Below are 22,887 nucleotides of genomic sequence, written 5' to 3'. Positions count from 1 at the left end.
ATTATAAATTTTGTGTAAATTGTACCTCCTACTAAAAGCACTGAACTAAGTTCAATGAAGGTTAATTCATGAAAATTCACGAGTATCAGGCAAAAGAAATCCTGAGAAGGCATAAAGCCAACGTTCCTTTTGGAGTCGTTATCGATAAAAAAGAAAACGCATCCAAAGCCCATGACGAAGTTACCGCCAAAACAGGCGGTTCCGTCGTAGTTGTTAAAGCGCAAATCCATGCAGGCGGACGCGGAAAAGGCGGCGGTGTTAAAGTAACCAAAACCAAAGAAGACGCAATCGCAGCCGTAGATAAAATCCTCGGAATGCAACTCATCACTCCCCAAACCGGACCCGAAGGAAAAAAAGTCCTGAAAGTGTATCTGGAACAGGGAATCGATATCGCAAAGGAATATTATTTAAGCATCCTACTTGATCGTTCCATCCGCAAAACCATCGTTATGGCTTCCACGGAAGGCGGGATGGAAATCGAAGAAGTCGCGGAAACTCATCCTGAAAAAATCCTGAAAATCGCGATCGATCCGGGAATCGGACTCCAAGTCAACCAAGCAAGACAACTTGCATTTCAACTCGGACTTCCCGCCGAATCCCACAAATCTTTCCAGAGCCTTCTTGCTGCGATCTACAACGCCTACATCCAAGAAGACGCTTCTCTTTTGGAAATCAATCCTCTCATTCTTACCAAACAGAACGAAATCATCGCGGGCGACTGTAAGATGGACCTCGACGAAAACGCTCTCTACCGTCACGCGGACAACGCGGCTTTCCGCGACGTAACCGAAGAAGATCCTCTGGAAGTGCAAGCTTCCGAGTTCAACCTCAACTACGTCAAGTTAGACGGAAACATCGGTTGTATGGTAAACGGAGCGGGACTCGCGATGGCAACCATGGACATCGTAAAACTCGCGGGCGCCGAACCTGCCAACTTCCTCGACGTGGGAGGTGGGGCCAACAAGACCACCGTAACCAACGGATTCAAAATCATCCTCGGTGATCCGAACGTAAAGGGAATCTTCGTAAACATCTTCGGTGGAATCGTTCGTTGTGATATGGTTGCCGAAGGAATCATCGAAGCGGCCAAAGCGGTCGATCTCAAGGTTCCTCTCGTGGTTCGTCTCCAAGGAACCAACTCGGAACTCGGAAGAGAAGTCCTCAATAAAAGCGGACTGAAAATTACCGGAGTCGACGACCTCCGCGAAGCGGCAAGCACCATTGCCAAACTGATTCAATAAGAGAGAACAAACATGGCAGTATTAGTAGACGAAAATACAAAAGTCGTAGTGCAAGGAATCACCGGTAAGGAAGGTTCCTTTCACGCGACACAGATGCTCGCTTACGGCACAAAAGTAGTCGCCGGAGTCACTCCCGGAAAAGGCGGAAGCAAGTGGGAAGATAAGGTTCCCGTTTTCAACACGATTCAGGATTCCATAAAGAACGAAGGCGTAAACGCAGCGGTTATCTTTGTTCCTCCCGCATTTGCGGCGGACGCGATCTTAGAAGGAATCCTCGCGGAACTCCCACTCGTGATCTGTATCACGGAAGGAATTCCGACCCACGATATGCTGAAGGTTTACAGCGTATTACGAAATTCTAAAACAAAACTCGTGGGTCCGAACTGCCCCGGAGTGATCACTCCTCGCGCCAAACAAAAACTCGGAATTATGCCCGGTTTTATCCATAGTCCGGGCTCTGTGGGAATCGTTTCCCGTTCCGGAACCCTGACGTATGAATCCGTGGCTCAGATTACGAAACAAGGCCTGGGACAATCCACTTGTATCGGAATCGGCGGCGATCCGGTTCCCGGAATGAATCACACAGAAGCGATCAAACTTTTAAACGAAGATCCTGAAACCAAGGGAATCGTGATGATCGGAGAAATCGGCGGAACTTCCGAAGAAGAAGCCGCGGAATACATCAAGAACCACGTAAAAAAACCGGTAGTGGGTTTTATCGCTGGTCAAACGGCGCCTCCGGGCAAAAGAATGGGTCACGCGGGTGCGATCATCAGCGGCGGTTTAGGAACGGCTACTTCTAAAATGAAAGCGATGCAGGAAGCGGGCATTCAAGTTTGCCAGTCCATCGCGGAAGTCGGAGAAAAAATGAAGAAGGCTCTGGGTTAAACCGGAGCAGATTTCGATTTGTAGAAACGGAAGGAGATTCGAAATGGAAAACAAAATCAAAAATTGGAAACAAAGGATTCTAAAGATCCAAAAATTATCCGGAATTCTTTTAGTGAATTCGGTTCTTCTTCCGTTCATGACTCTTTTTGCGGACGGTTCCGCCCTTCTTAAACTGACCACCGAGGAAACCGTCAAACGCGCGTTAGAGAGCAATTACAATCTGCAAAATCTCCGTTACGAACTCGCAAAATCGGATACGAACTTTTTAAAAAACGATTCCAAATATTCCTGGAGATTGGTAGCGGATGGAAAATCCAGCCAGTCCATTCTTCCTTTTAACCAAGCGAACTTTTTCACAGGAACGAAAATCTCCGACGACACCATCAAAGGTGGAATCGAAAAGATTTTCCAAACCACCGGAACCTACTTCAAAGTGGAAGCCGGAAATAGAAGATTCGACTCGAACGCGTTTGAAAATCCGGCGACCACTCCGGCGGGATTTTCCGCCTTGGGAATTCCTCCTCTTTACACCGGATTTGTAAGAGCGACCATCAGCCAAGACTTGCTCAAAAACTCATTCGGTTATAAGGGAAGAAACGAGGTCAAAATTTTAGAATCCCAAGCGGAAATGATGAAAAACCAAGTATCGCAGCAAATTTCCGCGGTCATCGTAGAATCTCTCGTCGATTTTTGGGATTATTCGATCAAAACGCAAGCCGTCAAAACATACAAACAACTCGTGGACAACACGAAAAACATCCGCAATCTTACCGTTCGCAAACAAAACCTCGGACTTTCCGAAAGTTTCGAAATCAATCAGTGGAACGCTCTTTTGGCTCAAGCGGAAAACCAATTGGAAACCGCTCAAGTTCAAAAGGAAGAATCGAAACGTAAACTAGTACGTTCTCTCAAAATTCCGGACGGAACTTCCCTTTCCGAAGAAACCAATCTTTTGGAAGAACTGGTAGAAAAGCCGGACTATACAAAAGATTTAGAATATGCTTATAAACACAGAGCCGACTTTTTAAACGCTCTCAAACAAAAGGAAATCGCCGAAGCCGCATTGAAAAATGCGAACAACGATCGTCTTCCCACTCTGACCCTTTCCGGAACCGGTGCGAGCCAGGCGCAGAACGTCCTTTCCCCTCAGGATAACTATTCCGATTCCAACCAAGGGATCACAACCGCGAAGTATAAAGAATGGACCGGACAAATGAATTTTGTCTACCCTCTTGCCGACAAAGGGATCTACGCGGGCGTTCGGGACGCAAATATCGGCATGCGTCAGGCGACGCTGAAAGAGGAAGAACTCAAAAACGAAGTGAGAGACGACGTAAAAACCCGGATCGAAGCTCTCGAAGCCAGTCACAGAATTTATAAGAACAATATCACCACCGAAAGGGAGACTCAAAACTACTACAACGGAGTTTTGAGAAGTTTCCGTCAGGGAAGAGCGGATGCGGTTTCGGTAAAAAACGCGTTAGACACACACGTCCAGGATCAGCTCAGACTGACACAAGCAAGAGTGAATTTCAACATCGATCTGTTGCGTTACCATCTCGCTAAGAACGCATTACTCTAACGCTTTCAAGTGGATCGGGACAAACTTCTTCCGCACTTAGATTGACCGGAGGCCGGGGTAAAACTTGAGAAAGAGTTTTTTTGTAGCCCTCGGCATTTTCTTTGCCTCTATTCTACTCGGTTTTCTTGTTTGGAAAATCCTAACTCGCAAAACCGATTCCGTTTATAAAAATTTCTCCAAAGGAAATTGGGAAGACGTAGTTCTAGAAGTTCTGGGAAAAAAAGATCCTGACTTGGAGGATTATTCTTACGCTTCCATGTCCCTCGCGGAATACAACTCCGAACTTTTAACCGTAACTTCCGAAAAAAAAGAAAAGGCCGTCTCCAAGTTTGCGGAAAAATCCGGACTCAAATTCTTCAAAAGAGAAGTCGGAGGAAGAACGATCTTCACGTTCGAAGACAGATTTTTTTCCTTTCTGCCGGACGGTTCCTTTCTCAAAACGAGAGCGCTTTGTAAAAAGCTGACTCTCGGCGCGGAATACGAAACCCAGGATATTCTTTCCAGATATCTGGTGAAATTAATTTCATCCAATCCTCTTCCTCTTTATAACGAATACAACCAAGCTCTACTCAAATCGCTTTCGGCGGGCTCCGCACGCGAGTTGGATGAGAACGGAAGATCCAAACTTTCCAAACTGCTTGAATACTTTTCGGGAAGAGAAGACTCCCCGTTTAGCGGCGGTAAGGCGGAAATCGAAGGAAAGAATTTAAACGTAAGAACCGGACCCGGAACCGAAAACCCGATCGCGTTTCAATTTACAGGCGGGGAAACCGTATTCATACTCGATCGAGATTCCCGAACCGAAACCATCGCGAGTAAAAAAGGAACCTGGAATCAAGTATTGGATTTAAAAAGCGGAAACGTGGGTTGGATCTTTTCCGGATTTCTAAAAAACGTTTCTTCGGATCTTTCCATCGCACAAACGATGGAAGAATATTTCCGCGCGTTGGACAGATCTCCGGCTTGGGATTTTGAATCCTGGAAAGAATCGTCCGCACCGAACGGATTTCAGGGAGAATACCATCCCACCGAAAAAATCGCTCTCGACGGCGATACGGGAATCGTTTTACATTCTTCCAAAAACAAATACGACTCCGTTTGTCGTCCCGTGGAAGAACCGTTTCGGGATCTGGAATTTTACGTGTCCTTTTTGGGAGGCGACGAAACGATTCCCGTCTTTACTTTGTTAGCCGGTTCTCCCGGAGATTTGTATAAGGCTTTCGAGATCGAGATGGACAAGGAAAGTATTTCCATCAACCGAAACCGATACATCACCGGAGACAATTTTTCCAAAAAAAGATTTCGCCTAAACATTCAAAACGGCGGTTCCGGATTTCAGGGCGGTTTGATCGTCTCCGAAAAAAGGGTCCTATCCGGAATCGATTCCCTGGAAACGATCGATACGAATTCGGGAATACGATGGAAGCTTTGTCTTCCGATGGCGAGAGACAATGGCGACTCGAGTTTGAGCGTTTTTCAGTTCAAATTCGTTCCATAAGAAATAGTAAATTAGAATATCCTAATAGAGAGAAATTTATGCCGACATACGACTATAAATGCAAAGCCTGCGGACAAACGTTCGAACAATTCCATTCCATGAAGGACGAACCCGTCAAAGATTGTCATCTTTGCGGTAAAAAAGGGGAAGTGGAAAGGATGATTTCCAACGGTTCCGGAATCATCTTTAAGGGAACCGGTTTTTACGTGACCGATTACAAAAAAAGCGGTTCCGGTCCTTCGGGAGAATCTTCAACCGCGTCGCCCTCCGCGTCTTCTACGGATTGACGGGGCCTTAGTTTGGGAAAGCTCGGAATTCTTGCCGGAGCGGGAGAACTCCCTCATATCGGAATGAAAGAGGCTCTTGCCGCGGGCGAAGATCCTATTTTTCTTTCCATCATCGAATCCGATTTCCACGCGGGAAACTTCGCGGATCGTAACATTCCGATTCACATCGTCAAAATCGGAGCCCTCATGAAATTATGCAAAAAGCATAATATAGATCGGCTTCTTCTTCTCGGAAAGGTAAAAAAAGAAATCATATTCAAAAATTTGAAATTTGATCTGAAAGCGATCAGCCTTCTCGCGAGAATGATCAACAAACACGATTATTCGATTTTCAAAACGGTTTCGGACGAGTTTGCAAAAGAAAAAATCACGATCATCTCCCAAAAAACCTATCTCCAATCCCTATTTCTTCCCGAAGGAAGATTTACCAAAAAAGCCTTGAGTAAAAAAGAATTGGAAGACGTGGCTTTCGGAATGGAATACGCGGAAAAGATGGCGGGGCTCGACATCGGTCAAACCGTGGTCGTTCTGGATAAATCCGTTCTCGCGGTGGAAGCCGTGGAGGGTACGGATCTTGCGATCCGACGCGGTGGCTCTTACGTCAAAAAAGGCAAAGCGACAGTATGCAAAAGTTCTAAACTACATCAGGATCACCGTTTCGACCTTCCTACCGTCGGAGAAAACACTCTGAGAACGATGTACGAAAGCAACTGCACAACCTTGGCTCTTCGCACCGGAGAGACGATCATCGTTCATCCAAAAGAATTTATTAACCTTGCGGAAAAACTAAAAATCCACATCTTGAGTATCGGCAATGGCAACCTTACGAAAATCAACTCTACAATCAAAAAAATCCGGTAGCCAATCCAAACGCGCGCCCGTTGTTTCGGGCAAAAAGGACGATCCGAAAATCCTGATGTTGGCCGGTGAACATTCCGGCGACCTTTTGGGCGGGGAATTGATCCGAGAACTCAAAAAAAACTTTTCCGATCTGGAAACGTTCGGAGTCGGCGGAGAAAGAATGATCGAAGAAGGTTTTACTTCGATCGAATCCATGGAAGAACTTTCGATCATCGGTTTTTCGGCGATTCTTTTCAAGTATGGATTTTTAAAAAAGTTAATCGGAAGATTGATCGACGTCGCCGTCGAAAGAAACTGCACTCACGCCGTCCTAATCGACTATCCCGGTTTCAATTTGCGACTCGCAAAAGAATTAAAGAAACTAGGGATCACCGTGGTCTTTTACGTTTCTCCTCAACTCTGGGCTTGGAAGTTCGATCGAATTTATACGATCCGAGATAATATCGATCTGATGCTCGTTCTTTTTCCTTTTGAAAAAGAAATCTATGATCGTTACGGGGTTCCCTGCGAGTTCGTGGGACATCCTCTTGCGGTTCGTTTGAGGGAAAAAATCCGAAAGGAAACCCTCCTTCCCGACCCGGAAGACAAAACTCATTTTCATTCCACAATTACGCTTATGCCGGGATCAAGAAGCGGTGAAATTCGAAGAATACTCAACGATCTTTTGGAAACCGCGGGCCGACTTTCCGATCATTACGAAACGGAGAAAAAGAAAATCCGTTTTCTTTTACCCAACATCAATCAAAAAGAAGAAGTTTATATCCTCGAACGGATCGAACTTGTAAAAACGAAATATCCGAATCTAAAAATCGAATATCTGTTCGATCGATCCCTTCGCGCGATCGAGGCTTCCGATTTGGTTTTGGTTACTTCCGGCACGGCGACCTTGGAAGTCGCCTATTTCGAAAAACCCATGGTGATACTTTACAAAGTCAGCATGTTCACTTACGTAATCGGTTCTCTTTTTATCCGAACTCCTCATATCGGACTCGTAAACATTCTTTCCGGCAAAGAAATCTGCAGGGAACTCGTTCAGGCGGAATGTACTCCAACGCATATCGCGGAAGAATCGATTTTACTTTTGGACAACAAAAAATACCGCAGCAAAACGATCGAAGACGTTAGCAAAGTGAAGGAAGCGCTGGGAAACGAAAACTCGTCCAGACACGCGTCCCGAGAAATCACGAAGCTGATCAAAGGAATCCCCAAAAAAGCGGGACAAGAAACCACCGTCGAACCGATTTAGAAGAACCCTTTTCTTAGGTTGATCCCGTATTCCAAATACGCTTTGAGGCAGCAGCTCATATTCATCCAACCCTGGCAGTTCATGTAAGAACCGTCTAACGCGGCCTGGGATTCTCTCCAACCGGATTCGGTGATTTTCAAAAGAGTATTGTTCGGATCCAAGGATTCGAAAATCATTTCCGTACGAGTTTTGTAACCTCCGGCGGTAAGCAGTTCGTTTTCACCCTCGTAACTTCCTTCGTGCGCGTCCCATTCCAAAACGATTTTTGAATTCGAAATCATTTCTTTAACGAATACGCGAACTCCCTCTTCCGAAGGAAAATCCGCAAATTTCCAAATCACTTCGGTTCCCGCTTTCAAAGGAGCGCTGGCGCCCCCGGTCGTAAAATAACCGCTCAAATGCCGGGGATCGTAGACGGCTTGGAAAACGTCTTCCAACGGTTTTTGAATTTTAGTTTGTACCGTAAATTTTAAATCCATATCGATTCCTTTTAAAAAATCAGATTTTTAATTCGAAGAGATTCTTTTTAAAACGACAAGATCGTCGCCCCAGAGCCCCTGCCAAGTATCGGCTTTCAACTCGCGAAACAAAAAATAACCGCTGGGAGTCTCTTCCCCTCTTCTTCTAAGCTGAAGACCTTCCCCGTCTTCCATAAGATACAACTTAGTTTCGGAACGTTCCTGCAAAAGAACGGCCTCCCTATCGCTGATAAATCGGATTTGAATCGTGGGAACGATCGGCGAGACCCTCCAGGTGCCGATCAGATCGGTCTTTGATTCGGAACTTTTACCGACGGGTATATTAGGATTTTTGAAAATAAAAAGATAAATGCCGAACGCGAGCAAAATCGCCAAAAGAACCCCGGTCGTAATTAGAATTATCTGTCTCCGATTGATTCCAGTTTGCATTCCCCGGCCTCCTCCTTAAATTTTCTACTGATAAAGGTATCGTTCAATTTTCCGTTGGCGCTGATCCGAATCCGATTGTTTTCCACGGCTCCGTAACCGGTGAGATCGGCGGTTTCGTTTTTCCAAAAAACGTTTCTGTAGTAAGACAAGGTCGGCAAAAGGTTGTGTTCGTATCCGAAATCGAAAGGTTCCCTAAGATTTAAAGGAAGCGATCTTTTATCCTGAAAACGGGAACGATTAAAACTCACGTTATGCTGAACGTTCAAAGAATTATGGAGCGCTAAAAAGTCGTCCCCGAAAAGACGGATCGTAGTGTCCGAGGTAACCGTTTCGGGAACGATCCAAGATCCGCAGAAGCCGTTCACCGGTTCTTCCCAAGGCATTTCCGTAACCTTAAGTCTCAAATCCATATACGGATTGTCCTGGCCGAAGGTAAAATTCGCGTAACCTTCCGCGAATGGATTCTCATCCCGAAATCCTTTCAGATCCAGTCTTGAAAAAAAAGGAATCACCTTTCCGTTCAGAACAACTCTTCCTAGATCCTTTTCCTTAAGCCGAAAGGATTTCAATTTCCATTGAACCGTAAACGTAAAATACTCCATTAGATATTTGTAAAATGGAGTTCTGGTCCAACGGATTTCGGGAACCAATTTTTCCTGTCGGGTTTTGATATCGGTTCGAATCCAATTCTTCCAAGAATGATAGATCGGAAGAAAATCCCTCACCGAAACCCGATCCAATTCGAGATTCCATTTCCAATCGTTGTATAAGGGATAAAAAAAGGCTCCGTTGGCGCGAGGAGATTTTTTCCAACCGGTTTTGCCAGTAATCCGGGTCGTAATCGATTCTTGAAACAGACTTCCTTTGGCGCCGAACTCCAAAAGATTTCCCGGAAGAACCTTAAAATCCGCCTCGTCCAGTCGGAGGTCTAAAAAAGGATCCTTCCAATGAAAACCCAGAAGATTCAGGGAGACGTTACTTTTGATCCAATCCCCGTAATTTCCGGATTCTTCCCATTTTCCACTCAGGTTCAACCGACCTTCGAGAGTTTCCAGATCGCCCGGAAACTGAAAAACGGATTTTAATTCTTGAATATTCTTCCAATCCGCAAAAATTTCCCAGGTTGCGAGTTTTTTCGGATTTAGTCCGTACGTTAGACGAAACAGATTCCCTTCTTTTGTAAATGTATGAACCTGTTTTTCTCCGGTTTCGTCTAACGTTAAATCCATTTCGTGAACGAGATCCGCGTCTTTCAGATCCGGAATTTTCAAACCCAAGGGAAGATCTTGAAGGATTTTTCCGGACACGTTCGTGAATTGATTTTTCCCTTTTACGAAAACTTTTTTTCCGTTCAAAACAATTTCGTACTCTCCCGAAATCTTTCCGGAAGAAGGAGCGATTTTTCCGAACAAGGAATAGATTCCGCGAATCTTCTCCGCTTTTACATTCTGAAAACGGAAACTACTTTTGGATTCGTTCGAATTGAACTTGGTTTCGAAAGTTCCTTGGATAAATCTGGAATACGGAAAAGGAAATAGGGAATCTCCGACCGCTACGATAACACCTTCGGGCCGTTTGGTGATGATAATGTCGACTCCTTTTAGCGCGCTCAGAATCTCTTCCCCGCCCTTAGAAACGGTGACCGTTGTATTCATCAAACGGATTTCGGGAATGTTGATCTTTTGAATATAGCCGATGAGTTCCCCCGAAATTTGATCCTGCAGATCGATATTGATCGAAGAATCTTTTACGACGATCCCGCGAACGAAAGGTTGTCCCTTCCACAAACCTCCGAGGCGAAACTGGATCTTATTGGTTCGAAAAAGAATATGATTGAGCGCGAAATCCTCGTCGGAAGAAATCCGAAAATCTTCGAACACAACCGCGTTCGGAAAATCGTAATCCACAACTCCGAGAGTCACGGCGCGCCCGAGTTCTTTGTTGATGAAATTTCTGGAAAGTTCCTTTAAACCCCGAAGGTCCAAAAGACGGGTTCGTACGTAATAACCGACGGATTCTACGACGATCGCGTGAATTGCAAGCGCCAAAAGAAAAAGAATCAGTATGATTTTGGTCCTTCGATTTTCCTTTAAAAAAACCAAAAAGGATCCGAGAAAAAGAACGAGATCCCCGGAAGCAAAAACGCCGAGCTTTTGTCGAACTCGGCGAAGTCGATCGAATGTAGGGTTGCGAGAAGTTATCTTGGAAGAACCTGAGAGAGTTGTTCCTGAATTTCTTTCAGAACCGGACTTTCCGGAAATTTCTGAAGTCCTTCTTCCAGAACCATCTGACATCTTTTGAATTCCTTTATCCGCATAAAACTATTGGCGACGGTTTCATAAAAGAGAATGTCTTTTTCAAAATCCTTTTCTCTGGATGCGCGTCCTAAAATACCGAGCGCGAGGCCGTATTTTTCCTCTTGATAAAGAGCCTTTGCGTACATCTTTCTGCGAGTGGTTGACTCGTAATTTTTATCGACGGACTCGGATTTTCTAAAATGAACGATCGCGTTTTCAGTGTCGTTGATTCCCAAATACGCGGTCCCAAGGTAATGATCCAGATGTTCCAGACCTTTTCCTTCTTTAGAATTTTGGATTTCCTTTAAAACGACGGTCGCTTCCTTGTAAGATTCGATTTGAATCAGCAACTTCGCCTTTTCCATGAGTAAGGAAGAACGTTTTTTTTCATCCGACTGAGAGGACAAAAGTTGAGAGTCGATCGTTTGAATTTTAGAACGAATTGCGGACTCCTGTGAAAGAGCGGAATCCGTCGATTTTTGACCGCTTGTGCAGGCGGATAAAAGGAGGAAAATTGTCGTCGCTAAAGTAATTATTTTTGTATTGAACGTCATTGTCTACGATCCTGTTTTCAATTTTTCAAGTTCGGCGAAGAAGTCTTCCGTCTCCTGCTGGCGAACTTCATCATTGGAAACCCAGTCCATAGTCTCCGGATCGATTTCCGTAAGAAATCGGGAGGCTTGGGTAGCCATTTGCTCCCCAAATTTGCGTCGATTTGCGGCCCCTGTCAAGCATAAATGCTTCCTTGCACGGGTCATAGCCACGTAGAGCAAACGTCTCTCTTCGTCCACCGAAGATTCTTCCGTCAATACTCTTGAGTTGGGAAGAATTCCCTCTTCCATTCCCGCGACATAAACCGACTCGAACTCCAAACCCTTCGATTGATGAATCGTTAGTAGTTGTACCCGATTGTCTTCCTTATCCTCATCGGAAGGATTCTCGTCTTCCATGAGCAAATTAAGTCGGTTGATAAAGTCGAATAACGTGGGTTTTTCGGGAGAGTCGTGATTCTCCTCGAAGTAAGACATCATGTTTACGAGTTCCGAAAGATTGAAGGAACGAGCCTTGGCGACCTTCTCGTCTTTTTCTTCGAGTAGAATCTCTTTTTCGATTCCCACTTCCTGTATGAATTCCCGGAGCGCAAAATACATCTTAGGCGCTGTGGAGAATTTCTTTTTCGTTCTTTCGATCAGGTTTACAAAATTGTAAACTTCGGATTGAATTTTTTTCTGTAGGCTCGGTATAAAATCGGGGGACTCGCAGACTCGAAATAAAATTTCGTATAAGGATTCTTTCATATTGGAAGCCTTTTCGTGGATGAGCGAAATACTTCCGGGTCCGATTCCCCGTTTCGGATAATTCAAAATTCGGAGTAAAGAGGCGTCGTCTCTCGTATTCGCGATCAATCGAATGTAGGAAATCATATCCCGAATTTCCTTTCGATCGAAAAAGTTATATCCTCCCACGAGTTTATAAGGTATGGATCTGCTTCGGAGTTCCTCCTCGAAAGGTCGGGTTTGAAAATTGGTCCTGAATAAAATCGCGATCTGACTTCCTACTCTCGCGTCCTTGATGATTTCCTCACGAATACAATCCACGACGTAAGCCGCTTCGTCCTTTTCGTCCATTCTTTCCAAGTAACGGATCTTCCTTCCTCCGGAAATGGAAGAGAACAATTCTTTGGATCTTCGGGAAAGATTGTTTTTGATAAGCGAATTGGCGCCCTGTATGATTACGCTAGTGGATCTGTAATTCTCCAAAAGGCGCACAACGTTGGCCTCGGAAAAATCCTTTTCAAAGTTTAAAATCAGACCGAGGTCCGATCCTCGAAACGCGTAGATGGATTGGTCGTCGTCTCCGACCACGCAGAGATTTCGATTTTCCCCCATAAGCGCTCTCAAAAATACGTACTGAGTTTGGTTCGTATCTTGAAACTCGTCCACCATGAAGTATTGAAACTTCTTGTGATATTCTTCCCTGACTTCCGGAAATTCCTTGAGTAAAACTCCGGGAAGAAGTATCAGATCGTCGAAGTCGAGCGAGTTCTGTTCTTTGAGCGATTTCTGATAACCGTCGAAAACGAGATTGGCGATCTGGTCCGATTCCACAAGGGAAGAATCCAAATATTCCCTGTAAGCGGGTCCCGAGTTTTTGATACGGGAAATTTTTCCGAGGACTTCGGAAACCTTCGCTTTTTTCAATTCCACTTTATTAGCGATTAATAATGTAGTTAAGAACCCTTCCTGATCGTTCTGATTCATCAATAGGAAAGGATGTTTGTATCCCAAAAGTCCGATATGTTTTTTGAGTATGTTCAAACCCAGGGAGTGGAACGTGGAAAGTACAATTCCCTTGAGCTTCTGTCTCGGAATCATTTTTCGAACGCGTTCCGCCATTTCCCTCGCGCTCTTATTCGTAAAAGAAAGAGCTACGATTTTTCCTGCGGGAACTCCCGCGGTTTCGATCAAATGTACGATTCGATTGGAGATAACCCGGGTCTTCCCGGAACCGGCGCCGGCAAAGATGAGAATCGGCCCGTCTACGTGACGAACCGCTTTTTCCTGTTCAGGACTGAGTTTCATAAGTCACGTGACATAATTGGAGCGGGAAAGATTCTGTCAATCCTGTACACCCGGAATTCTCTCTTGGAGAAAAAAACCTATTTTGAAACCATGGAGCAACAAAATGAAACCCTTTCATCCGGAAGAATACGATCCTCACTCGAATCTTTGGTCCAAGAGTAATCGAAAAGATTTAATCGCCACTCCGATTTTCAAACTCGTATCCTGGCATACCACCTCCCCCGACAAACGGGTTTCGAAAGATTTTTTTCATCTAGAATCCTTGGATTGGGTGAACGTGATCGCGATCACTCCGGAAAACAAAATTCTTCTGATCGATCAATACAGACACGGAATCCACCGTTTCAGTTTGGAGATTCCCGGAGGAATCGCCGAGAAAAAAACTCTTCTCGAATCCGCGCAGGCCGAACTCGTGGAAGAAACGGGTTACGTTTCGCAAGATTGGGAATACTTAGGAAAGGTCACTGGAAATCCGGCGATTTTGAACAACTGGTGTCATACCTTCGTCGCGAGAAACGTTCGTAAACTTCACGATCAGGATCTGGACGATAGCGAACAAATTGAAATTTTTGAAACTCCCATTCGGAACATTCCCCGGCTGATCTCCGATAACATCCTTCACCACGGGATGATGGTAGCCGCACTCGGTATGTATTTTATAAAGAACCCAATGCAGAACTAGAATGACTCGACCTCAAACAAAACACGATCCCTTCCAAGCCCTGAGAATCGCCGACTATCGTTCCTTTCTTTTCGGTAAATTTATGGTGACTCTTTCCGTCAGCATTCAAACCACCGTCGTCGGTTGGCAGATGTATCATCTCACTGGCAGCAACTTGCACGTGGGTTTTATCGGCCTCACGGAAGCGATTCCATCCATCGCAATGGCTTTGTTTTCCGGTCTTATCATCGATTCGTTCCCGAGAAAAAGAATCGTAACTTCGGCGCTCGGTCTATTATCGATCTGTTCCTTTCTTTTACTCGCATTAGTAATTCCTAATATGTCTTGGGTCCTGCGGGACTTCGGCGTATATCCGATTTACGGCGTGATTTTTCTTTCGGGGATCGCAAGAGGTTTTTTACATCCCGCGACCGCCGCGTTTCAAACTCAGCTTGTGGATAAGGAGACGTTTCCGAACGCGGCGACTTGGAGCGGAATCGCCTGGCAGATCTCCTTGGTCCTCGGCCCTCTTACGGGCGGAATGTTGATCGTCGCCGGTCTTTACTTCGCGTATTCGATCGACCTCTTTTTGATGAGCTTCGGTTTGATTTTGATGTTGTTTGTAAAAGGGAAACCGGTTCCTCCAAAGCCGGAGTCGAGCGAAACCGTCTGGGAAAGTTTAAGCTCCGGTTGGAAATTTGTTTCCACACACCAGATCATTTTGGGTGCGATCTCCTTGGATTTGTTTGCGGTACTTTTCGGCGGAGCCGTAGCGCTTCTTCCTTCTTTTACGGAAAAAATTCTGGGACAAAGTCCCGAGATCTTCGGCATTCTTCGTTCGGCGCAAGGAATCGGCGCCGTCTTATGCGCGCTCTTGATCGCAGCAAAACCTCCTAAAAAACATTCGGGTTGGATTCTTCTTTCTTGTGTGTTCGGCTTCGGGATTTGTATCATACTTTTCGGATTTTCCGAAGACTATAGGATTTCGTTTCTTTGTCTTGCGGCGGCGGGTGCGTTCGATATGGTCAGCGTCGTGATTCGACATACGATCGTTCAGATACACACGCCCGATCACATGAAAGGAAGAGTCTCCGCAGTGAATCATATCTTTATCGGTTCTTCGAACGAGATCGGAGAATTCGAGTCCGGTATTACCGCGGAATGGCTCGGAATCCGAAGATCCATCGTCGCAGGCGGAGCCTTGACTCTTTTGACCGTCGCCTTTGTGGGAGCGATCGCTCCCCGTCTTCGAAAGATGGAGTTGAAGGACATCATTTAACGCGAGTTTAGAGACGAACCATATATCTGAATATTATTATTTTCGAATACATAGGAAGGAACCAATGGACGCTCCCAACATACTTACGCAAACAGAGGCCGTCAAAAGGGCGGAACTGGTCAATCAAGTCGGTTATGAAATCCGTTTGGATCTTAAGGCGGGATCTTCCACGTATCAGGGCGAAACCAAAATCCTATTTTTTTATACGGGAAACGAAAAAGGAAAACTTAAAATCGATTTCGTAACGAAAAAGATCGAAGTATTCTTATTAAACGGAAAAGAATTCTCCGATTATACGAAGACCGATTCTTCCCTGGATGTTCCGGGCGATTCCTTAAAACCCGGAAAGAATGAAATCGAAATTCGTTATACAAACGACTACAATCACAGCGGTTCCGGATTTCATCAGTTCCAAGATCCTTCCGACGGTTCCGAATATCTTCACACGGACTTTGAACCTTTCGAGGCGCACCGAATGTTTCCGTGTTTCGATCAACCCGACTTAAAGGCGACGTATGAACTGTCTCTTGTCGGACCGAAAGAATGGAAATACGTTCACAACACTCTTCCTATCAAGGAAAATCCTCAAAACGATAGAATCGAAATTCGTTTTCAGAAAACCGCCCTTTTCTCCACATATTTGTTCGCATTGATCGCGGGTCCGTACGAGGTTTGGGAGGATCGTTATAAAAACATTCCTCTTCGGATTTTGTGCAGGAAATCCCTCGCCAAATATTTGGATGCGGAAAATCTTTTTGCGATCACAAAAGAATCTTTTTCATTTTTAGAATCTTACTTTGATCTTCCGTATCCGTACGGTAAGTACGATCAGATTTTCGTTCCCGAGTTCAACATGGGCGCGATGGAAAACGTGGGCGCCGTCACTTTTTCGGAACATTACATCTTTAGAAGTCCCAGAATTTATTCCGAATATCTCGGAAGAGCCAACACGATCTATCACGAGATGGTCCACATGTGGTTCGGGAATTTGGTTACGATGAAATGGTGGAACGATCTTTGGTTGAACGAAAGTTTTGCGGATTATCTTTCCTATTACGCGATGTCTCACGGTAAATTATTTCCGGACGCTCTCGAACATTTTTACGTCAGGGAGGAATGGGCTTACAGAGAGGATCAACTCTCCACGACCCACCCCGTCGCGGGAAGCGCAGAGAACACGTTAGACGCTATCAGTAACTTCGACGGAATCTCCTATTCCAAAGGGGCTTCGGTGCTTCGTCAATTGATGTATTACATCGGAGAAGAGACGTTTCGAGAAGCGATGCGAAAATACTTTCAAAAATTCGCAAATTCGAATACGGTTCAAACGGATTTTTTGGACACTATGTCCGAAACCTCGGGAATCGATATCCGCAGTTGGAGCAAGGAATGGCTGGATACGACCGGGGTTAACACTTTACTTCCGGAATGGAAAGAGGGCCGTTTATTAATCCGACAACTGCCTTCCGAAAAAAACGGACTTTTTAGAACACACGCTTTGGAAGTGACTGTCTTTTCTCCGAAGGAAAACCAAACCGAAGAAGAATACGACGGACCTATTCTTTATTCCTTCCAAGTGGCATGGAAGGACAAGGTAATCGTTCAAGGAAAAGAAACCCTCCTTTCCTACAATCCGATTGTAAAAACGGATTCTTCCATTCACAAAAATACAAAGACGAAAAATTCTCCTACTTTGAAAACGGCCTCCGATTCCAAAAAGTCCGTTTCCTCGGAAATCGTTGTTCTCAACACAAACGACTACGCCTATGCGAAAACGTATCTTCCGAAAGACGGAATCGCCTTACTCAAAACGTCCTTGAACAAAGTAAAGGATCGTTTTGCCAGAAGGATTCTTTGGGGTTCCCTGTGGCAGATGACGCGCGACGCGGAAATTTCTCCGAAGGTTTTTCTGGAACTCGTTTTCCAACAGGGAATTCACGAAGAGGATCTTTCCGTTCGAAGCAGTCATATTCTGACCAAAGCCTCTTCCATCGCGACGAGTTACTTAAAAAAGGAACACAGGGAGGAATGGTCCTCAAAACTCAACGAGCTCGCAAAAAGCGAACTTTCAAACCCTTCCACCGGCGAGGAAGAAAAAATCGTTTGGTATAGAATGCTGGAAGGAACGTCCAGAACTCCGAACCAACTTTCCTACTTAAAGGATCTTTTAGACGGCAAGGTCGCGATCCCCGGAATCAAAATCGATCAGGAAAGAAGATGGAGCATTTTAACGAGACTTTCCGCTTTCGGAAACAAGGACGCGTTAGACCTCATTGCCCAAGAGGAAAAAACGGACACTGGCGATCTGGGCGCAAAAAAGGCGTACGGAGCCAAAGTCGCTTTTCCGGATCGCCAATCAAAGGCTTCCGCTTGGAAGGAATTCACCGATCCTCACACGAAACATTCCACCGACATGCTTCGTTACGGGATGAAAGGTTTTTACTGGGATCATCAAGAAGAAATGTTAAAGAGTTACGAGGATTTATACTTCGAATCCGTGATCGGAATTTATAAGGATCGCGATTCTCATTTTTCTTCTGCGTTTGGAAACATCTTATTTCCGGGAGTGGAACCGAATCAGGCCCTCGTTGATAAAACCAATCGCTTTCTCAAGGAACAAAAAGAAATCCCGGCGCTTCTCAAAAAAGATCTGAAACAACACAGAGACGATCTGGAAAGGACCGTAAAAATTCTTTCGAAACAATGACGCTTGGTCACAATAGATTGGAACGGCGTCGTTCCAATCCGAAATTACCAGTAGAGTTGTTGAAAAATTAATTCTCCACCTGTCTCATGGAAATTGGTAACCGCCTTAATGCCCCCACCGTTCGCTATTGTAAAAATCTGATAAACTCCTTTTAAGAAAAAACCAACTATCGAATTTTTCAAAACTCCACTATAACGCGAGCGTAAATTTAGAAAATTAAGATATACGAAATAGTTTTATAAATTGGAAATCGGAATATCGACGCTACGATCCGATTCTTCTCATAGATAAATAACTTGAATTCGTGGAGAAAGTTCGGAGCAAATAAGAGACTAAGAACGTGTCCCAAAACCTAAAAGGAAATTTGAAGGAGTTCCCACGTTTCAAGGGGTGAGGGTTTAGTCACTAGGGGTTAGAACTCTCGAACTCAACATCTCTCTCTGAACTCGATATTGTTTGCCCGAACGCCGATCCATAGGCGCCTGCTTAAGTTCCTCGGCCGCAACATAATAATCGCTTTGACATTTGTTATAACGAACTCAAGTTGATTATCGAAAGCGAATCGGACGCCGTTCACTCCGAGAAAATTTTCCGGGAGTGAACTTTGCGGTTTTATCTCTCGTTAGAAACCGGATCCAAACTCATTTGAAAGTCCGGCCCCCCCGATTCCGCCTGCAAGACCGGAACCAAGGATGATGCTCGACGCGGCCGCAGGATTGTTGGTAACCGGTGTAACACCACCTGCGGAGTGGAAAATATAGACGAAGTCGGTAGTTCCACCGACAATCAAATCGTTAATACCATCCCCGTTTAAATCTCCAGCAGAAAGCGCACGACCGGGTCCATTCACAATTCCAACGACTCCGAGAGAAGCGACTCCTGCGATGCTAACGTCCGCAGCATTCGTATCTACATCCGCTCCAGCGCCGACTGCAGGAGTCATAAAGACCTGAACCGCATTCGGATTCACGGAGGAGAGAATTATATCAGCCTTACCGTCCGAATTTAAGTCCCTTGCCGTAAGCGAGGTAGCTATAAATTGTCCGTTAACGATCCCGTTAATGACACGAATTGCAGCCCCTATATTTGCGGTTGCAATCCCTGTCGTTCCGTTCGAAAGAAAAAGAGCAGTTCTACCTTGTAACGGACTATTTCCCGCAGGTAGAACGCTCGTTTGTGTAAAAAACGGCGCTCCTCCGATTACATCGCAAAAGCTATCCCCGTTTACATCGGCGACTGCGACAGAATATCCGAATTGAGCGGGTCCACCCGGAATTCCGGCAACTGCATTCGTATTTCCAGTATTGTTCGTAAGAGTATTCGGTGCCGCTGCCGTCAACCCTCCTGGCGTGGAGCCGTAATACATATATATTCTACCCCAATCATCCCCAAAACCGCCACTATTGAAACCGGGAGAACCGACTGCGATGTCATCCGAAAATCCTCCTCCCGTATTGCCGTTCATATTTCCCACAGCAAGGGAATAACCGAATTTATCACCTGTAGCCGCTCCGGTTTTAAAGGAGCTTGCTCCGGCCCCAGCCGCATTTACAGTCGCGTTTGCAATTCCGACGCCTCCCGTAGAATGAAAGACATAAATTCTTCCCGTAAGAGCGTTGTAACCCGGCGCACCTACGACCACATCCGAATATCCGTCTCCGTTGATATCACCCATTGCCAGCGAATCGCCGAACTGATCGGCATTTAAATTACCCGTAAGAGTGTTGTTCGCAAAACCGGAGAAGGACGTGGTCACGCCGGCGGTTCCTGAGGAATGGAAAATATAAACTCTACCAATTCCGCCAACACCGGGAACGGGAGGCGGCGCGCCTACGATTACGTCTGCAAATCCGTCTCCATTGACGTCTCCCGTCGCCACGGTTTTCCCAAATCGGTTCGCCGCACTTCCTACAATGATGCGACTTGCAGAAGGCGCATTTGCTACGGTAATTCCCGCAGTTCCGGAAGAATGGAAAATGTAAACGATACCTTGACCGTATTCCGCGGTCACCAGATCGCCGTATCCGTCTCCGTTAACATCCCTATTTGTTCCTTTTCTTACATTGTTAACCGTAGGTTGTAGCGCTACCGTAGTCACATTGTTCGAAGTATCGATAGCTCTTACGGTAATCGTATGTTGAGAATTAGGACGCCAGGTTGCTCCGGCGGTCGGAAGCTGATATTTCCAGGAAGTGGTTCCGGTTACACCCGCATTCGTAAATCCTCCACCGTCGACCGAAACTTCAACACTCGCAACGGACCTGTCGTCTGTGGAGGTTCCGATGATGAATCCGGATTCGATTACGCTGTTAGTTCTCACGTTTTGAATCGTGACAGTCGGCGGAGCCACGTCCGGCGCAAGTCCTGTTGTAAAAGTCCAGCTAAAAGCGGGAGGAAGGGCTGTCATCGGATTGCCCTGAAGATCATTTACGTTTACTAGGGTAGCCGTATAAGTGGTTCCCGCATTGAGAGGAGTTCCCACGTTGGGAACGAAGGTCGCCGAGGCGCCGGAACAATTCTTAGTAACCGCAATTCCGTTGTTGACGGTAAGATTTAAACTCGCGCAATCAATTGTTTCGTTAAAAGAAACCGTAATCGTTGAATTGGTAGCCAATCCCGTAGCACCGGGCAAAGGACTGACCAGGGAAACTTGAGGTGGAGTGACATCCGGCGCCGCACCGGTAGTAAAACTCCAAACATAGTCCGCAAGTAAAGCGTTATTGGAACTGTCTGTCACCGTATTTGCGATTTTTACGGTGTATGCAGTGTTGAACGCCAATGGCGGCATCGCAGGAACAAAAGACGCCGTGTTTCCATTGCAGTTGACCGTTATCGGCACCACGGTAGCCGGAGTTGTAGGATCATCATCCAAAGTGATTCCGCCTAAAACGGTAGCGCAGTTCATTGTTTCATCGAAAGCGATGCTCCCGCCGCCGTTGACAGCGATTCCGGTAGAACCGTTTGCAGGTGTGACAAAGACGACATTGGGAAGGGTCACATCCGGTCCCGGTCCGGTGGTAAAGTCCCAAGAGAATGGAACCGCAGGATTATTGGCGCTATCCAAAGCACCGGCATTGATTTCCACTGTGTATTCTGTGTTAAAAATAAGCGTCGGATTGACTAACGGATCGAGTGTCCAAGTAGCGGAGGTTCCAACACAGTTGACATTTCCGGCCAGGTAGATCCCAGTCGCTTTTCGCTTCAATCGAAAAGAAGCCGCAGTTACGGAAGCACAGGACATCGGTTCGCTAAAAACCACAGTAGGGCTTATATTGGTTCCAATTCCGACTGCATTTGCCGCAGGAACGCTAAACGTCACGGTAGGCTGCGTCGCATCGGGCGCAGTGCCGGTAGTAAAAGTCCAAACCCAAGAATTCACCGCGTTCGGTACAATTGAATTTCCGGACAAATCGGTAACCGCATTGGAAATAGTCGCGGTGTAAGCCGTATTGAATGCCAACGGGACCGCTGGGGTGATAGAAGCGGTAGATCCGGAACAATTGACGGCTACGTTAACAGTCCCCGGAAGAAGGGGGTTGTCATCTAAAGTAAAATTTCCCGCGATCGTTCCGCAATTGATGGGTTCGCTAAAAGCGACGCTTACGGCGGTATTAATCGACGCTCCCTGAGCGCCTACGGCTGGGGACACGAAAGAAACAGTCGGAGCGGTAATATCGGGACCGGCCCCGGTCGTAAAAGTCCAGCTCTGCGCGCCCGGAAGCGGATTGTTGGCGAGATCCCTCATCGCGGCGGAAAGATCCACACGATATACCGTATTTGCCGCCAAAGGATTGACTGGATCCAAAGTCGCGCTTGAGCCCAAACAAGTTACGTTTGCAGCCTCTGCAGCGTTGGTCACATTATTTTTCAGGGTCAGGGTAGTATTATCAACCGTCGTACAATCCATTGTTTCCGTGAAAGCGACCTGGATGGAAGTATTATTGGGAACCAGTGCCGCCCCCGTCGCAGGTGTTCTCAAAGATAAGGCCGGTGCCACGGCATCCACTACGGTGGCCGTAGTAAAACTCCAGCTAAACCCCTCTTTGAGAGAAATTCCCTTTGAAGATGTAATTTCTTTCGCAATTGTTACCGTGTAAGTTGTTGAAGCAGCAAGAGAGGAATTCGGAGTTAAAACAATGGTAGATTCATCGGATCTCAAAGCTGCTAAGATTGGAGTTTCCCCTTGTTTGAGAAAAAAAGTGGAAGAAGTCACACTGGAAGAATCCAGAGCCCCGTTGAAAGTGACTTGAATTGATGTATTTAAAGGAATTCCGGTTACGCCCGAACCCGGGGTAATTTGCGAGACCGCAAAGGAAGAATTCGTTCTATCGCCGCCAAAGTCTAGATAAGCAAGAAGGGGCAGACTATTTTTATTTCCGTTTACACAATTTACGCCCCAAACCACGAATAGGACCAGCAGAATGGTTTTTATTATTCTTTGCATACAAAACCTCCAACGAATTCCGGACCTTTTTTTATGAGCCGGATCTCATCGGATAGAATAGCATATACAACTATCCTTCATCACTTTACATTATAATGTGAATCTTCAACTTTGGTGCAGTAAGTGACGCGTACCTTACCACTAAACTTATTGTCAAAATTACTAATATGAACACTCTATTATGAAAAGATCATAATATGTACTTTAGTTTAATTGCGTTGGAAAAGAATCTGTAAAATTTTGGAGAGAAAAAAGAAAAGAATTTCGTTCATCTTATAACCGGAACCCATAAAAATAAGTAATTATAAAAAACATGCTTAAAGTATAGGCAATTTGAGTACCTACAAGAAGAATTGTTTAATATTCAACGAAAGTAATATAAGAAACAAAATATCCATACAAATCC

16 protein-coding genes are annotated in these 22,887 nt (G+C 45.6%); 10 read left to right on the top strand and 6 right to left on the bottom strand.

Going from position 1 to position 22,887, the window contains the following annotated elements:
• Positions 1-68 precede the first annotated feature (68 nt).
• The 7 genes from sucC (at position 69) to lpxB (ending at position 7,603) form a co-directional block, all read left to right on the top strand.
• The gene (gene sucC, locus LEP1GSC194_RS20550; RefSeq protein ID WP_020775339.1) at positions 69-1,241 is read left to right on the top strand and encodes an ADP-forming succinate--CoA ligase subunit beta; all 1,173 of its coding nucleotides are present in this window, start codon (positions 69-71) and stop codon (positions 1,239-1,241) included.
• Positions 1,242-1,253: 12 nt separating this feature from the next.
• Positions 1,254-2,129, top strand: a complete 876-nt coding sequence (gene sucD, locus LEP1GSC194_RS20545; protein ID WP_004508512.1) for a succinate--CoA ligase subunit alpha — start codon at positions 1,254-1,256, stop codon at positions 2,127-2,129.
• Between the two features lie 43 nt (positions 2,130-2,172).
• Complete coding sequence (locus LEP1GSC194_RS20540) at positions 2,173-3,711, top strand: TolC family protein (RefSeq protein WP_020775372.1); 1,539 nt, start codon at positions 2,173-2,175, stop codon at positions 3,709-3,711.
• A 64-nt stretch (positions 3,712-3,775) separates the two neighbouring features.
• Positions 3,776-5,209, top strand: coding sequence for an SH3 domain-containing protein (locus tag LEP1GSC194_RS20535; protein WP_020775368.1), 1,434 nt, complete (start codon positions 3,776-3,778; stop codon positions 5,207-5,209).
• A gap of 38 nt (positions 5,210-5,247) precedes the next feature.
• The gene (locus LEP1GSC194_RS20530; RefSeq protein ID WP_020775390.1) at positions 5,248-5,496 is read left to right on the top strand and encodes an FmdB family zinc ribbon protein; all 249 of its coding nucleotides are present in this window, start codon (positions 5,248-5,250) and stop codon (positions 5,494-5,496) included.
• A gap of 12 nt (positions 5,497-5,508) precedes the next feature.
• Complete coding sequence (locus LEP1GSC194_RS20525) at positions 5,509-6,357, top strand: LpxI family protein (protein ID WP_020775349.1); 849 nt, start codon at positions 5,509-5,511, stop codon at positions 6,355-6,357.
• On the top strand, positions 6,311-7,603 hold the full coding sequence (lpxB, locus tag LEP1GSC194_RS20520) for a lipid-A-disaccharide synthase (RefSeq protein WP_020775391.1): 1,293 nt from the start codon (positions 6,311-6,313) through the stop codon (positions 7,601-7,603). Before LEP1GSC194_RS20525 ends, lpxB begins: the two co-directional genes overlap by 47 nt.
• Here the strand turns inward: lpxB and LEP1GSC194_RS20515 are convergent.
• From LEP1GSC194_RS20515 to LEP1GSC194_RS20495, 5 genes are read right to left on the bottom strand one after another with little or no spacing between them, the layout of a single operon-like run.
• Positions 7,600-8,082 (bottom strand): SRPBCC family protein, encoded by a 483-nt coding sequence (locus LEP1GSC194_RS20515; RefSeq protein ID WP_017810195.1) that lies wholly within the window; start codon positions 8,080-8,082, stop codon positions 7,600-7,602. The two genes, lpxB and LEP1GSC194_RS20515, sit on opposite strands and share 4 nt — an antisense overlap.
• 27 nt (positions 8,083-8,109) lie before the next feature.
• Positions 8,110-8,511 carry a hypothetical protein gene (locus LEP1GSC194_RS20510; protein ID WP_017810196.1) on the bottom strand — a complete coding sequence of 134 codons (402 nt, stop codon included), beginning with the start codon at positions 8,509-8,511 and terminating at the stop codon, positions 8,110-8,112.
• On the bottom strand, positions 8,481-10,805 hold the full coding sequence (locus tag LEP1GSC194_RS20505) for an LIC_12586 family protein (protein WP_231384455.1): 2,325 nt from the start codon (positions 10,803-10,805) through the stop codon (positions 8,481-8,483). Before LEP1GSC194_RS20505 ends, LEP1GSC194_RS20510 begins: the two co-directional genes overlap by 31 nt.
• On the bottom strand, positions 10,709-11,362 hold the full coding sequence (locus tag LEP1GSC194_RS20500; RefSeq protein ID WP_017810197.1) for a tetratricopeptide repeat protein: 654 nt from the start codon (positions 11,360-11,362) through the stop codon (positions 10,709-10,711). Before LEP1GSC194_RS20500 ends, LEP1GSC194_RS20505 begins: the two co-directional genes overlap by 97 nt.
• Before the next feature lie 3 nt (positions 11,363-11,365).
• Entirely contained in the window at positions 11,366-13,390 is a 2,025-nt protein-coding gene (locus LEP1GSC194_RS20495) for an ATP-dependent helicase (protein ID WP_017810198.1), read from the bottom strand.
• Positions 13,391-13,493: 103 nt separating this feature from the next.
• Between LEP1GSC194_RS20495 and LEP1GSC194_RS20490 the strand changes: the two genes are divergently transcribed.
• The 3 genes from LEP1GSC194_RS20490 to LEP1GSC194_RS20480 all read left to right on the top strand — a co-directional run bounded on the left by LEP1GSC194_RS20490 (position 13,494) and on the right by LEP1GSC194_RS20480 (position 18,037).
• Positions 13,494-14,072: an NUDIX hydrolase gene (locus tag LEP1GSC194_RS20490; RefSeq protein ID WP_020775354.1), complete on the top strand. Its 579-nt coding sequence runs from the start codon at positions 13,494-13,496 to the stop codon at positions 14,070-14,072.
• A gap of 1 nt (position 14,073) precedes the next feature.
• Positions 14,074-15,330, top strand: coding sequence for an MFS transporter (locus LEP1GSC194_RS20485; protein WP_017810200.1), 1,257 nt, complete (start codon positions 14,074-14,076; stop codon positions 15,328-15,330).
• A gap of 64 nt (positions 15,331-15,394) precedes the next feature.
• Positions 15,395-18,037, top strand: coding sequence for a M1 family aminopeptidase (locus LEP1GSC194_RS20480; RefSeq protein WP_020775344.1), 2,643 nt, complete (start codon positions 15,395-15,397; stop codon positions 18,035-18,037).
• Positions 18,038-18,659: 622 nt separating this feature from the next.
• On the opposite strand, the gene LEP1GSC194_RS20475 is transcribed toward LEP1GSC194_RS20480, so the two are convergent.
• Positions 18,660-22,481 (bottom strand): Ig-like domain-containing protein, encoded by a 3,822-nt coding sequence (locus tag LEP1GSC194_RS20475; protein ID WP_020775341.1) that lies wholly within the window; start codon positions 22,479-22,481, stop codon positions 18,660-18,662.
• Between the last annotated feature and the right edge of the window lie 406 nt (positions 22,482-22,887).

This window comes from Leptospira alstonii serovar Sichuan str. 79601 (assembly GCF_000347175.1).
Lineage (GTDB): Bacteria > Spirochaetota > Leptospiria > Leptospirales > Leptospiraceae > Leptospira > Leptospira alstonii.
Note: the sequence above shows the minus strand (reverse complement) of the source record. Positions and strands in the feature narration are given on the sequence as shown.

What these genes read in the sequence shown, in the direction of transcription:
- LEP1GSC194_RS20530 (WP_020775390.1), top strand. Translation starts at nt 5,248, where the DNA reads ATGCCGACATACGACTATAAATGCAAAGCCTGCGGACAAACGTTCGAA.
- LEP1GSC194_RS20485 (WP_017810200.1), top strand. Translation starts at nt 14,074, where the DNA reads ATGACTCGACCTCAAACAAAACACGATCCCTTCCAAGCCCTGAGAATC.
- sucD (WP_004508512.1), top strand. Translation starts at nt 1,254, where the DNA reads ATGGCAGTATTAGTAGACGAAAATACAAAAGTCGTAGTGCAAGGAATC.
- LEP1GSC194_RS20515 (WP_017810195.1), bottom strand. Translation starts at nt 8,082, where the DNA reads ATGGATTTAAAATTTACGGTACAAACTAAAATTCAAAAACCGTTGGAA.
- LEP1GSC194_RS20505 (WP_231384455.1), bottom strand. Translation starts at nt 10,805, where the DNA reads ATGTCAGATGGTTCTGGAAGAAGGACTTCAGAAATTTCCGGAAAGTCC.
- sucC (WP_020775339.1), top strand. Translation starts at nt 69, where the DNA reads ATGAAAATTCACGAGTATCAGGCAAAAGAAATCCTGAGAAGGCATAAA.
- LEP1GSC194_RS20510 (WP_017810196.1), bottom strand. Translation starts at nt 8,511, where the DNA reads ATGCAAACTGGAATCAATCGGAGACAGATAATTCTAATTACGACCGGG.
- LEP1GSC194_RS20540 (WP_020775372.1), top strand. Translation starts at nt 2,173, where the DNA reads ATGGAAAACAAAATCAAAAATTGGAAACAAAGGATTCTAAAGATCCAA.
- LEP1GSC194_RS20475 (WP_020775341.1), bottom strand. Translation starts at nt 22,481, where the DNA reads ATGCAAAGAATAATAAAAACCATTCTGCTGGTCCTATTCGTGGTTTGG.
- LEP1GSC194_RS20490 (WP_020775354.1), top strand. Translation starts at nt 13,494, where the DNA reads ATGAAACCCTTTCATCCGGAAGAATACGATCCTCACTCGAATCTTTGG.
- lpxB (WP_020775391.1), top strand. Translation starts at nt 6,311, where the DNA reads ATGGCAACCTTACGAAAATCAACTCTACAATCAAAAAAATCCGGTAGC.
- LEP1GSC194_RS20500 (WP_017810197.1), bottom strand. Translation starts at nt 11,362, where the DNA reads ATGACGTTCAATACAAAAATAATTACTTTAGCGACGACAATTTTCCTC.
- LEP1GSC194_RS20480 (WP_020775344.1), top strand. Translation starts at nt 15,395, where the DNA reads ATGGACGCTCCCAACATACTTACGCAAACAGAGGCCGTCAAAAGGGCG.
- LEP1GSC194_RS20495 (WP_017810198.1), bottom strand. Translation starts at nt 13,390, where the DNA reads ATGAAACTCAGTCCTGAACAGGAAAAAGCGGTTCGTCACGTAGACGGG.